Annotated in this window: 11 protein-coding genes; 6 read left to right on the forward strand and 5 right to left on the reverse strand. The window is 62.3% G+C overall.

Annotated elements, in window-relative coordinates; translation table 11 throughout:
* Positions 1–365 precede the first annotated feature (365 nt).
* Positions 366–1745, reverse strand: coding sequence for a malonyl-CoA decarboxylase (locus ACIQ09_RS19260; RefSeq protein ID WP_398313559.1), 1380 nt, complete (start codon positions 1743–1745; stop codon positions 366–368).
* A 473-nt stretch (positions 1746–2218) separates the two neighbouring features.
* Between ACIQ09_RS19260 and ACIQ09_RS19265 the strand changes: the two genes are divergently transcribed.
* Positions 2219–3412, forward strand: a complete 1194-nt coding sequence (locus ACIQ09_RS19265) for a porin (RefSeq protein ID WP_398313561.1) — start codon at positions 2219–2221, stop codon at positions 3410–3412.
* Between the two features lie 102 nt (positions 3413–3514).
* Complete coding sequence (locus ACIQ09_RS19270) at positions 3515–3724, forward strand: hypothetical protein (RefSeq protein ID WP_398313563.1); 210 nt, start codon at positions 3515–3517, stop codon at positions 3722–3724.
* Positions 3725–3805: 81 nt separating this feature from the next.
* Here ACIQ09_RS19270 and ACIQ09_RS19275 read toward each other — a convergent pair whose 3' ends face one another.
* The 4 genes from ACIQ09_RS19275 to ACIQ09_RS19290 form a co-directional block, all read right to left on the reverse strand.
* Positions 3806–4216, reverse strand: a complete 411-nt coding sequence (locus ACIQ09_RS19275; RefSeq protein ID WP_398313565.1) for a hypothetical protein — start codon at positions 4214–4216, stop codon at positions 3806–3808.
* 206 nt (positions 4217–4422) lie between these two features.
* Positions 4423–5505, reverse strand: coding sequence for an ACR3 family arsenite efflux transporter (arsB, locus tag ACIQ09_RS19280; RefSeq protein WP_398313567.1), 1083 nt, complete (start codon positions 5503–5505; stop codon positions 4423–4425).
* A gap of 210 nt (positions 5506–5715) precedes the next feature.
* On the reverse strand, positions 5716–6231 hold the full coding sequence (locus tag ACIQ09_RS19285; RefSeq protein ID WP_398313569.1) for an arsenate reductase ArsC: 516 nt from the start codon (positions 6229–6231) through the stop codon (positions 5716–5718).
* Between the two features lie 203 nt (positions 6232–6434).
* On the reverse strand, positions 6435–8612 hold the full coding sequence (locus ACIQ09_RS19290; protein ID WP_398313571.1) for a PhoX family protein: 2178 nt from the start codon (positions 8610–8612) through the stop codon (positions 6435–6437).
* Positions 8613–8830: 218 nt separating this feature from the next.
* Between ACIQ09_RS19290 and ACIQ09_RS19295 the strand changes: the two genes are divergently transcribed.
* From ACIQ09_RS19295 to pstB, 4 genes are all read left to right on the forward strand, one after another.
* The gene (locus ACIQ09_RS19295) at positions 8831–9823 is read left to right on the forward strand and encodes a PstS family phosphate ABC transporter substrate-binding protein (RefSeq protein WP_398313573.1); all 993 of its coding nucleotides are present in this window, start codon (positions 8831–8833) and stop codon (positions 9821–9823) included.
* A 94-nt stretch (positions 9824–9917) separates the two neighbouring features.
* Entirely contained in the window at positions 9918–10844 is a 927-nt protein-coding gene (gene pstC / locus ACIQ09_RS19300) for a phosphate ABC transporter permease subunit PstC (protein ID WP_398313579.1), read from the forward strand.
* Positions 10845–10856: 12 nt separating this feature from the next.
* Positions 10857–11780, forward strand: coding sequence for a phosphate ABC transporter permease PstA (gene pstA / locus ACIQ09_RS19305; protein WP_398313575.1), 924 nt, complete (start codon positions 10857–10859; stop codon positions 11778–11780).
* Positions 11781–11830: 50 nt separating this feature from the next.
* On the forward strand, positions 11831–12613 hold the full coding sequence (pstB, locus tag ACIQ09_RS19310) for a phosphate ABC transporter ATP-binding protein PstB (RefSeq protein WP_398313577.1): 783 nt from the start codon (positions 11831–11833) through the stop codon (positions 12611–12613).
* Positions 12614–12980 lie beyond the last annotated feature (367 nt).

Consider the following 12980-nt stretch of genomic DNA (forward strand, 5'->3'; position numbering starts at 1 on the left):
TTCGTGGGTGGAGGTGGGCGGGAGGCGTCCATATCATCTTCTTTGTCGTACAACAAAGAAGAAGGTCGCCCGCCGGGGGCGAGTCCCCGGCCAATGTGACGTAGTACAACGGAAAGCCGCCCGTAAGGGCTCACCGGTTAAAGGTCGAAGGGAGCGAATCAACGACATTCGGATAAAGCCTGAAAAGCGCTTCCACCCCGGACGGCAAGGCTCTCCAAGCCCGGCGGGCCTGCCGGGGGTCGTATTTACATACCTAACGCGAACATAGCCAATGAACTCGACCCCACAGGAGCCGCCGCGCTGGTTGTCAGACGATGTCAGCCTGAGGAAAGTAGGTGCGCGATCTATTCACGCTTCACGCGCTCTCAGCCACGGGCCATGCGGCGCACCCCGGCCGCGGCGTCCACCTGACCTTCCGCGCTGAAGGCTTCCACGTTGTTCTCGATCCGGTCCGGATCATAGAGATAGTTCACCATGATCCCCAGGGACTGGCCGAAACCCTTGGCCGAGGTATCGGCCAGCCAGTTGAGGCGCTCGACCCGGGCGCCGTTGCCCAGGTGGAAGCGTGCCACCGGATCCACCGGTTTGTCGTCACGACGGGCGTTGAGCAGGTAGTGGGCGGCCAGGCGTAGCAGCGGGTCACGCAGGGCCCGGGCCAGGCTTTTCTCCTCGGCCCAGCTGCCGTCGCTGGACAGGCGCGTCCACACGCTCTCCACCTCGCCTTCGATGCCCGCGGCCACAAGCCGCTTGCGGTCGGCCTCGGTGAACACGCCGGCGGCCTCGGCCGGATTGCGCCGCACCCACGACATCAGGCCGGGAATCGGCGACAGGGTGGAGAAGGTCTTCAGCTTGGGGAAGTCCCGCTGCAGGTCTTCAACGACCCGCTTGAGCAGGAAATTGCCGAAGGACACCCCGCGCAGGCCCTCCTGGGTGGCGCTGATGGAATAGAAAATCGCGGTGGTGGCGCGGTTGGCGTCGGCCAGCGGGGCGTTGATGTCGAGCAGCTTCTGCACGTCGTCGGCCAGGGCATCCACCAGCGCCACCTGCACGAAGATCAGCGGCTCCAGGGGCATGCGCGGATGGAAGAAGGCGTAGCAGCGGCGATCCGAGTCGAGGCGGTTCTTCAGGTCGTCCCAGGAGCGGATCTCGTGCACGGCCTCGTACTGGACGAGCTTTTCCAGCAGGGCCGCGGGGGACTGCCAGGTGATGCGCTGGAGCTCCAGGAAGCCCACGTCGAACCACGCCGACAGGCGGTTTTCCAGCTCCCGGTCGAGGGGCTTGAGCAGGGGCTCGTCGGGCAGGTAGCGCAACAGGTCGGAGCGCAGGTCCACAAGAAACTTGACTCCCTGGGGGATGGCGTTGAACTGGGTCAGGATGCGCAGCCGACGGGAACGCATGGCGCCGCGCAGGCGGGCTTCCGCATCCCACTGGCCGGCGCTGCCCACGGCCGCCTGGTAGGCCGCGTGGGCCTTGGCCACACGGGCGGGGTCGGGCCCGAACTCCAGGGCGATCATCAGCAGGAAGCGCCGCCGGCCGTTGTCGTTGAGGCGCAGATAGGCCTCGGCCAGGCGCGCGGCGCGCTGGCGGGTGGACACCTCGCCGCCGCGGCTCTCGGCACATTCCTGCAGCTGCTGGCGCAGGCGCTCAATGTCCCGCTCGGAGGCTTCCCGGAGGCGCGTGTTGCCGGGTGCAACAAGGGCGCGCATTTTTGACAGGCTGCGGGCAAGCAGATCGGTGGCGGACATGGGACGGACTCCTGTACTGGGCTCAAGCCGTGATCATAAAGAGGGCGGCGCCGATTGCAGAGGCCTGCCGGCCGAATCTGCAGCCCGCGGTGTGACGTCGTCCGCAGCAGGGCAGCAGATTCGGGGTGGCCAGGTGCCTGCGGATGGCGCCGCAGTATCAAGCGCACGCAGGGTATCTGTTGTTTATATACAACTACGGTCTGGCTGGGCGGTCCGCCTGGGTGTGCGGTTGTTGCCCCGAAAGGCTTGCTGATACTGGGTTTCGGGGAGTCAATCGGGTTTTTGGGAGGGTTGCGCTGTCACAACAGTGCAACGTCACTGAAACCTGCTCTCTGTAGGTTTCGCCCTGCCTGAATCAGCTGTGGCGTGATGTGCCTTTCGAGGGCCTCGCTGTGCGCAGTGGTTCAAACAGGTGAACTTGGTCGGCCCCGCAGCAGCGGCGTGCGCCAGTCCTCAATCACAAGGAGTAACACATGCAAAAGAATCTGATCGCTCTGGCTGTTGCCGGCCTTGCTTCCACGGGTGCCTTCGCTCAGTCCAACGTGACTGTCTACGGCGTTGCCGACGCCTCCTTCGATGTGGTGCGCATCAGCGGTGACGCCAACAACGAGCTGGGCAACACGACCCGCGTGTCCACCAACTCCTCCTTGCTGGGCTTCAAGGGTAAGGAGAGCATCGGTAACGGACTGTCTGCCGTGTTTCAATTTGAAAGCGGTGTCGGCTTCGATAATGCGGGCACGCTGAGCACCAATCGTGACAGCTACGTTGGTCTTTCCGGTGGTTTTGGCACTGTTCTGTTGGGCACTTTGACAGGCCCCACCCGCTCCCTGGGCACCACTCTCGATGTGAACCCCGGTGCGACTGGCATTGGCTCAAATACCGCGCTGCTCGGCAAGCTCGGTAACCGCCTGATTGGTACCACCAGCACTACGACTGCAGGTTACGCTGGTGGTTCGACCTGTGGCCGTTCGAGCGGCTGCCAGTCAATTTTTGATAATCGCTGGAAAAATGCCATCGCTTACGTGTCTCCGAGCTTTGGCGGCGTGAGTGCGACGGTTGCTTATGTGGCCAACGAGAACAAGTCTCTTGATGGCCTCACCTCTGCTAATACTACGGGCTATGATATTGGTCTGAAGTATTCGGACGGCGCCGCCATGGCGGCTGTGACCTATAACGCCGTGTCCCTGGGTGATGCGGCTGACACTAAGGTTGCCGATTTCCGTGTTGGTGGTAGCTACAAGATTGGACCGGCCTCCTTGCGCGCCTTGTTTGATCTGACCCGCGCCGATCACTTTGGCGGCAACAAGATCACCCAGGCGGTCTATGGCCTTGGCGGCACCTTTGACGTAACCAGTGCGACCAAGCTGTTGGGCCAGGTGTACGTGGCTCGTGACGTGAAGATCAACGGTAGCAGCTCTGACGATACCGGTGCCAAGCTGTTCGAAGTGGGCGTGTTGCACAGCCTGTCAAAGCGCACCACGCTCAAGGCTACCTACGCCATGATCAACAATGATAAAGGTGCTGCTTATGACTTCGGGTTCAATGCAGCCGGAATCAATCCGGGTGCTTATAACGCCACTACTAACCCGGGTGGTCTGATCGGTGGCGCCAACGCTGTTGGCGGTACTGTCTCGGGTCTGTCCCTGGGCCTGCGTCACAGCTTCTGATCAAGACTTCATCTGAGTCAGAAACTGACGGGCACCTTCGGGTGCCCGTTTTTACTGAACTACGCCCGTCGCCGGGTTTCAGCACAACCCATGGAGGACATCATGAGCATGGAAACCGTGTATCGCTTCTTTGTAAGGCAGAAGGTCAGCACCGCTGAAGAGGCTTCCCGATCGTCGCGCCGGATCTTTCTGGCCCGGGGCTATTTGAGTGACTCGCAAGCGACCCAGCGCTATGAGGTGGTGGAGCGGCTGGAACATACGGTGCGCCGCCGCGAGTCGGCTGACTCGGCGTTGGCCGGCGGGATGCACTGACAGGTTTGTCAAAACCGTTTTGTGCTTCCCGGGGGCGTTTCCCCGGGCCGAGTGGCCCCGTGATCGGGGCCACTGTCACATTCAGTCGAGGAGATCTGCGTACTCCTTGAGGGCATCACCCTGCAGGTGGCTCCACGGAAGGGTGGCGGGCATCGGTTCGCGGGTCACGACAAGGACACAGCGCGCCGTGCCAGCGGGAGCGCTGTTCCATTTGCCGTCGAAACCGATATTGTCGTAGTCCACTGGCGTGATCTCGACGATGGCCTTCTCGTGTCTATGGACGATGCGCACCCTCAGCTTCCCTTTCTTGCCCCGCTCCGCCCGGGGCGACTCGGGCCCGTGATGGCGTTTTCGCCGTTGCAGTGGCAGATGTGGGCTTAGGTTGCGGTGGGCAGCGCGGGTGACCGTGGTGGTGGTGACGGCGCCCACCGACTTGCCGGCGCTGTCACGGGGGTGCGTGTCCGGGCGCATGCGCGTCTTCACGGCGGTCATGTAGGCCGCCATGGAGGGGGCTGAGTTGGTGGGCAGGCCACCCACCGAGTAGGTCTTGATACGGGTGTCCGGCGCTGGGTTTCCATGGTCAGCTCACCGTTTTCCGCGACCTTGTAGATGCGCGCGGCGGTCTGGGTGGTGATGCCCATGCCGTTGTCGTCAACCTTGCGTTTGACTTCCGGCTCCAGGCTGGCGCGGATACAAGCTTAATCGACCCCACGAGTGCGTCCCTTGGCCAAGTGCGGCTTCGCAGCGGTGGATCGCACTTGTTCCCCTCGGTTGTACCAGCCTTGGCTGCCATTGACCACCCGAACCACCAGCAACATCACCGGAACTTCGATGAGCACACCCACAACGGTTGCCAGTGCGGCGCCCGACTCAAAGCCGAAGAGGCTGATGGCGGCCGCCACCGCGAGCTCGAAGAAGTTTGATGCGCCGATCAGGGCTGATGGGCATGCCACGTTGTGCTTTTCGCCGACTGCCCGATTCAGCCAGTACGCCAGCGCCGAGTTGAAAAACACCTGGATCAGGATGGGGACGGCAAGCAGTGCGATGATCAATGGCTGCTCAAGGATGGCCTTGCCCTGAAAGGCGAATAGCAGGACCAGCGTTAGGAGGAGTGCTCCGATGGACCAGGGGCCGATCTTCGCCATCGTGGTATCGAAGCTGGCCTGCCCTCGGGCAAGCAGTGACTTGCGCCAGGCCTGGGCTAACACCACCGGAATCACGATGTAAAGTACCACCGACGTGAGCAGGGTGTCCCAGGGGACGGTGATCGCCGAGATGCCGAGCAGCAGGCCGACCAGCGGCGCGAAGGCAAACACCATGATCGCGTCGTTCAGCGCCACCTGTGAAAGGGTGAACAGCGGGTCGCCATCAGTCAGCTTGCTCCACACGAAGACCATGGCAGTGCAGGGGGCTGCTGCCAGCAGGATGAGGCCGGCCACATAGCTGTCCAACTGGTCTGCCGGAAGCATGGGTGCGAACAGGTTGCGCACGAACAGCCAGCCCAGGAAAGCCATGGAGAAGGGCTTCACCAGCCAGTTCACGAACAGGGTCACGCCGATGCCGCGGACGTGCTGCCTCACCTCGTGGAGCGCGGTGAAATCCACTTTCACCAGCATGGGAATGATCATTACCCAGATGAGGAGGCCCACTGGCAGATTGACCTGCGCCACCTCCAGGCGTCCTATCGTCTGGAACGCCTCTGGCGCGAGCTGGCCAAGGGCAATGCCGATGACGATGCACAGGAAGACCCACGCCGTCAGATAGCGCTCGAAGAAGCCCATCGGTTCTCTGGCGATGGACTTTGCATTGATTTCACATTGGACTGACACGCTCTGATACCTTGTTGTGGTCGGATAAAGGGAGCCTGCCTGGGTCGGAGCTCCTCACGATGCTGATGAGAACACTCCGGCGAGCTTCCGCCGGAGTAACGATAGGGCACGGTGTATAGGGCACCGACCGTGTGACGCCGTGGCAAGGTCTTGCCGCTGCGATCAGCTCTGATCGCCCTTTCGGGAAAGGTTGCCAATGTCCTTGAGCTCCTTCTGCAGGGACAGGGCATCGAGCTTGCCGATCGGAAGGCTCTTGAACAGGTCGATCCGGCGATTGAGCAGAAGCGCCGCCATTGACACGGCGTGACGCTTGGCTTCATCGTCGCCCTCCACCGCGGCCGGATCCTCAATCCCCCAGTGAGCCGTCATGGGTTGTCCCGGCCACACCGGACAGACTTCGCCGGCCGCGTTGTCACATACCGTGATCACGAAGTCCAGCTTCGGAGCGTCGGGCAGCGCAAACTCTTCCCAGTTCTTGCTCCGCAGACCTTCCGTGGGCAGCCCGCGCTGGGCCAGGAATTCGAGCACGTAAGGATTAACGGTGCCAGCCGGATGGCTTCCCGCACTGAAGGCCATGAAACGACCTTTTCCTGCAGCATTGAGGAGGGACTCGGCAAGGATGCTGCGCGCGGAGTTTCCGGTACACAGGAAGAGTACGTTCAGGATTCGGTCGGTCATGCTATTTCCCTTTCATTAATATAAACGTTTCAATTGTAGTCGAAAGATTGAAATAATGTTGTGACGTTACTGTGACAGGGGCGGAGTGCGCGTCCCGGGCGGGGTTGCCTGCGCTTGTTTGAGGATTAAAAGAAAAAAGCCCTCCACCGCGAGGTGGAGGGCCAAAGGGACCACTGAGGATGAAACGTGGGACTGACTGAGACTCAGACGGCGATTTCGCCGCCGTTGGTACGGGTGATGACCACGGTGGCCGAGCGCGGGCGCTTGGTGGAGGCGGCGTCTGTCTGGCTGGCGGGCCAGGCGCTGGTGGGGGAAGTCAGGCTGCCGTCTTCACCCGGGTGCTGGATGTTGACGAACATCGTCTTGCGATCGGGGGTCATGGCAATGCCGGTGACCTCGCAATCCATCGGGCCGACCAGGAAGCGGCGGACCGTGGCCTCGGTGGCGTTGGCACCCTTGATGGTCGGGGTGCCGCCGGCGGCGGTGGCGGCGGAGCCGTCGCCGACCTTACCGGGAACAGCGGCCAGCATCATGCAGTTGGTGACGTCGGTGTAGGCGCCGTCGTCGGTCTGGATCCACAGCATGCCGTTCTGGTCGAACCACAGGCCGTCCGGGCTGGAGAAGTCATTCACGGCGGTGAGGCCGGAGAGGTTCACGTTGGCAGCTGCAGTGGCTTCGGCGCCGAACAGGTAGATGTCCCAGGCGAAGGTGGTGGCGGCAGGATCGCCACCGGCTTCACGCCAGCGGATGATGTGACCGTTGGGGTTGCCCTTCTGGGAGGTGGTACCGCCCTTGATGTCTTCGTAGTAGCGCGGATTGGCGGTGTCGGGCTTGAGCTGGCTGCCGGTGGGGGTAGCGGTGGGGGAGACCCGGTTGCTGTTGTTGGTCAGGGTCATGTAGACCTCGCCATTCACCGGATTGACGGCACCCCATTCCGGACGGTCCATCTTGGTGGCGCCGACCACGTCGCCGGCGAGGCGGGCGTGGATCACCACGTCGGCCTGGTCGGCAAAGGCGTAGGTGGTGTTGGCGGCGGTCAGGCCGTTCTTGCCGTGGGTCAGTTCGACCCAAGTACCGGATCCGTCGCTGTTGAACTTGGCCACGTAGAGCGTGCCTTCGCTCATGTACTTGGCGCCGGCGGTGTGGCCCTTGCCCACGTCGGCGGCATCCCACAGGGCCTTGGAGACGAACTTGTAGATGTACTCGTTGCGGGAGTCATCGCCCATGTAGAACACCACCGGCTTGCCGGCCACGGCCTTGCAGGGCCAGCAGCCTTCGTGGGCAAAGCGGCCCAGGCCGGTGTACTTGACCGGCGTCGAGGACGGGTTGAAGGGGTCGATCTCGACAATCCAGCCGAAGGTGTTGAAGACGTTGCGGTAGTCCTCGGCGGCACTGGCGCCAGTGACGGAGGCGCTCCAGCGAACGAAGAGGTCGTCGCTGCCGGCGGTATCCCAGATATAGGGGCTCTTGCGGCCCTGGGTCATGCCGTAGCGGTTGAGGGCGGTGACTTCCTTGGCGCTGCGCAGGGCATTGTCGTCGGTGGCACGGCTGATCACGTTGGTGAAGTTCTCTTCACAGGTCAGGTAGGTGCCCCAGGGGGTGTAGCCGTTGCCGCAGTTGTTGTTGGTACCGCGGGTGGTGGTGCCATCCGGCGAGTACTTGGTCTGCAAAAGGGCGTTGCCACGGGCCGGGCCGCTGAAGGCCATGGGGGTGGCGGAGGTGACGCGGCGGTTGAAGGTGGAGCCGCGCACCAGGCTCATGGCGGAGCCGGAGGCGTCGCGCTTCACCTCGCAGACGCTGACGCCGTGGGCGTAGATTTCCTTTTCCACTTCGCTGGCCAGGCGGGCGGCGCCGGCAGTACGGCCAGCGGTGTGCAGGGCGTTGGGGCCGACGACGTATTCGTGGTTGACGCACAGCACGCCCCGGTCGGAGCGGGAGGCGCTGTAGGCGCCCGCATCGGACAGGCCGAAGTAGTGCATGCCGTCGTGGCCGTCGCCAACACGACGGTTGTAGGACTCGGCGCTCTCGCTGCCGTTGTCGGCCCAGGCGGCGTCGGTGAGCGTGAGGGGGTCGCCGAGGGCGTGGAGGATGCTGACCTGGTAGCCGGCGGGCACGGTGACCACGTCGTTCTTGTTCTTGGCGACGGCGTCGAAGTTCAGCGTCAGCGCGTCGTCCTTGTTATTGCTACTGCCGCCACAGGCGCTCAGGCCGATGCTGCTGAAGAGCGCAGTGGTGGAGGCGGCGATGCCACCCTTGAGTACGCCACGGCGGCTCAGGCGGGTGTCGATGATGTCCTGGATGTGGGTGTTGGTGGACGGGTTGGTGCTTTCACCATCGTTGAGCGCGGAGGTCTCTTGGGTGCTGCCGGGCAGGGTGCTCATTCTTTCGATTCTCCTAAAGGTGGGGGCCAACAAGCCAGTGATGGTGCCGCCTGCGGATGACCGTTTTATGAAGGAGATGAGACGCGGAGTAGTATTTCGGGGATGTAACGAAACTGAAACTTTTGGTGTGTAGCTTTGCGACCTGTTGAGTCTGCTGCACTGCGGCAGTCGCTTGAGATTCAAGAAAACGATTCACTTTCCCCTGTTTGGAGATGTCCATGTCCGTAGCTCACAAGGCCCTTTTTGCCGTCGCCGGTTTCGCCGTCATGACTGCCGCTCACGCCCAGTCCGGCGCTATCGTCAAGATTGACGGTTCCAGCACTGTGTATCCCGTGACCGAAGCCGTCGCCGAAGACTTCCAGAAGGCCGCCAAGGGCGCCGTGAAGGTGACCGTCGGCATCTCCGGTACCGGTGGTGGTTTCAAGAAGTTCTGCCGCGGTGAGACCGATATCTCCAACGCCTCCCGCCCCATCCTGAAGAAGGAAATGGATGAGTGCGCCAAGCTGGGTATCAAGTACTACGAGCTGCCGGTGGCCTTTGATGCGCTGACCGTGGTGGTGAACCCGAAGAGCAAGATCACCCAGCTGACCGTTGAGCAGCTGAAGAAGATGTGGGAGCCCGCCGCCCAGGGCAAGGTCATGAACTGGAGCCAGGTGGATGCGTCCTTCGCCGATGCGCCGCTGAAGCTCTTCGGTGCCGGTTCCGATTCGGGCACCTTCGACTACTTCACCGAAGCCGTGAATGGCAAGTCCAAGGCCTCCCGCGGTGACTTCACCGCCTCCGAAGACGACAACGTGCTGGTTCAGGGCGTGTCCCGCGACGTCAATGCGCTGGGTTACTTCGGCTATGCCTACTACTATGAGAACAAGGCCAAGCTGAAGGCCGTTGCCATCGTCAATTCGAAGGGCAAGGCTGTGCTGCCCTCCGAGCAGACCGTGATCGACGGTTCCTACAACCCGCTGGCCCGTCCGATCTTCATCTACGTCAATGAGAAGTCCTACGACAAGCCGGAAGTGCGTCAGTTTGTCGAGTTCTACATGAAGAACGGTCCGAAGCTGGCTTCCGAAGTCAAGTACGTGCCGCTGCCCGCCAAGGCTTACACGGGCAACATGGAGCACTTGGCCAAGAAAAAGCTGGGCACCGTGTTTGGTGGTGAAGCCGAAGTCGGCGTGACCATCGACGAGCTGCTGGCCCGCGAAGCGAAGATGTAATTTCGGTGTTGTCTTCTACCCCCGGTGGCCTTCGCCATCGGGGGGATTTACCTTGGAGAGGCCCGTGAATTCGACCCACGCCTTGTCGTCCTCGATGAACACCATGCAACCCACTACCGTCAGTGATCGCCTGGCCCGTAATGTCAGCCGGAACGTGAAGGAGCGCGCCATCGAGTTGGTGCTCTTCGCCGCCGCGCTGGTATCCGTGTTGACCACCGCCGGGATCATCTGGGTGCTCGTTTCCGAGTCCTATCATTTCTTCGAGCATGTGCCGATCAGTGACTTTCTGACCGACACCATGTGGACGCCGCTCTTCTCCGAGCCGCGCTACGGGATCATGCCGCTGCTACTCGGCACCGTCACCACCTCCCTGGTGGCACTGGTGGTTGCGATCCCCCTGGGCACCATCATTGCCGCTTACCTGTCCGAATTTGCCTCGCCGCGGGTCCGGGAGACGGTCAAGCCCTTCCTTGAACTGCTGGGCGGCATTCCGACCATTGTCTACGGCTACTTCGCCCTGACCGTGGTGACCCCGCTGCTGCAGGCCATCTGGCCCGAGCTGCCTGGTTTCTCTATGCTGTCGGCCGGCCTGGTGATGGGTATTGCCATCGTCCCCTACATCAGCTCCCTGACCGAAGACGCCATGCGTGCCGTGCCCATGAGCCTGCGCGAAGGGGCTTACGGCATGGGCAGTACCCGCTTCCAGACCGCCATCCGGGTTGTCATTCCGGCTGCGCTGTCGGGTGTGCTGTCGGCCTACATCCTGGGCATCTCCCGGGCTGTGGGCGAGACCATGATCGTGGCAGTGGCGGCGGGCATGCAGCCCAACTTCACGATGAACCCCGCAGAGCCGGCCCAGACCATCTCGGCCTACATCGTGCAGGTTGCCCTGGGCGATCTGCCCCACGGCTCCATCGGCTATCAGTCGATCTTTGCGGCCGGCCTGAGCCTGATGCTGATGACCCTGTTCTTCAACATCCTAGGCCACGTCATCCGTCGTCGCTATCGCGAAGCCTACTAATCGGAGTTAATCATGCAGGCAAACGAACTTGCCAAGATCCGCAGCATCATCGGCTCGAACAAGCGCTTCGACCTGATGTTCGCCATTGCCGGCTTCCTGGCCCTGATGGTGGGTGTGATGGCCTTTGTGGCCCTCTTTGGCGAAATGCTGGCCAATGGTGGCGGGCGTCTCAACCCGGACTTCTTCAGCAGCTTTCCGTCCCGTCGCGCTGAGAATGCCGGCATCCTGTCCGCCTGGGTCGGTTCCGTGCTGGTGATGATCGTCACGGCGCTGTCGGCCATCCCCCTGGGTGTCGCCGCCGGGGTGTATCTGGAGGAATACGCACCCAAGAACTGGATGACCGATCTCATCGAGATCAACGTCACCAACCTCGCTGGTGTGCCGTCCATTGTCTATGGCCTGCTGGCCCTGGGGGTGTTTGTCTACACCTTCGGCTTCGGCCAGAGCATCCTCACCGCCGGCCTGACCCTCGGCCTGCTGATCCTGCCGGTGGTCATCGTGTCCACCCGTGAGGCCCTGCGCGCCATCCCCATCCACATCCGGGAAGGGGCTTACGGCGTCGGTGCCACCCAGTGGCAGGTGGTGAGCGATCACCTGGTGCCCTATGCCACCCCGGGCATCATGACCGGCGTGATCATCGGCATGTCCCGCGCCATTGGCGAGACCGCACCCATCATCACCATCGGTGCGCTGACCTTCATCGCCTTCCTGCCGCCGTCGCCTGTTACCGACGTGGCACCGTACTTCAACTTTGAATGGTTGTGGTCGGGCTTCACGGTGATGCCGATTCAGATGTTCAACTGGACGTCGCGCCCCGAAGAGGCCTTCCAGCAGAACGCAGCGGCCGCCGGCCTGATCCTGGTCCTGATGACCCTCATGATGAACGCCATCGCCATTTGGCTGCGCTATCGCCTGCGCAAGAGCATCTCCTGGTAATCCCAGTCCAGCCATCGGCACCCATTCCTTCAGGCAATCGAGATCAACTTATGACCACCCCTGATCAGAATCTTCCCATCAAGGCCTTTACCCGGGATTTCAACTTCTACTACGGGAGCTTCCAGGCCCTCAAGTCGATCAACCTGCCGGTCGTCGAGAAGCACGTCACCGCGCTGATCGGGCCCTCGGGCTGTGGCAAGTCCACCCTGCTGCGCTGCTTCAATCGCATGCACGATCTCTATCCGGGCAACCGCTACGACGGCGAGATCGTTCTCAACCCTGACAACACCAACATCCTCGATCCCAAGGTGGATCCGATCGAGGTGCGCATGCGCGTCGGCATGGTCTTCCAGAAGCCCAACCCCTTCCCCAAGTCGATCTACGAGAACGTGGCCTACGGCCTGCGCGTGCGTGGCGAGAAGAGCCGCTCCACTCTCGACGACAAGATCGAGGACGCCCTGCGTGGTGCGTCCTTGTGGAACGAGGTCAAGGATCGCCTCAACAAGCCGGCCACGGCCCTGTCGGGCGGTCAGCAGCAGCGTCTGTGCATTGCCCGCTGCCTGGCCACCGACCCCGAGCTGCTGCTGTTCGACGAGCCGACCTCCGCCCTCGACCCCATTGCCACCGCCAACATCGAAGAGCTGGTGACCCAGCTGCGTGACCGGGTGACCATCCTCATCGTCACCCACAACATGCAGCAGGCGGCTCGCGTGTCCCACTACACCGCCTACATGTATCTGGGTGAAGTGGTGGAGTACGGCGTCACCGACGAGGTCTTCCTGCGTCCCAAGAAGAAGGAAACCGAGGACTACATCACCGGCCGTTTCGGCTGATACCCGCGCGCCCCGGAAGCCGAAACGGTTTCTGGGGTGGGTGTGATGGATGTGTCAAAGGACACCTGTCTTTTACCAGACAGGTGTCTTTTTTTGTTTTTAGCGGGTCGAAGGCGCGGCGTCTGCGCGGCGCCTCCTGTGGGGTCGAATTCATCCTATTTCCCTCGCTTGTCCTCCCCGAACCAAACGCAAACCCAATGCTGACGCGGGTTTGCCCTCCAGGCCGGATCACCCGATGGGTGAAGCGGGAGGGGTTTATAGGACGCGCTGAGGGCGGCTGGAGGGACTGTGGGGGCGACTTCAGTCGCCCGCGGACGTGGGTGCATGGGGAGGCGGGGGTGGACGGCCGGGGGGGGGGGAGGAATAG

Source organism: Zoogloea sp. (assembly GCF_044344315.1).
Lineage (GTDB): Bacteria > Pseudomonadota > Gammaproteobacteria > Burkholderiales > Rhodocyclaceae > Zoogloea.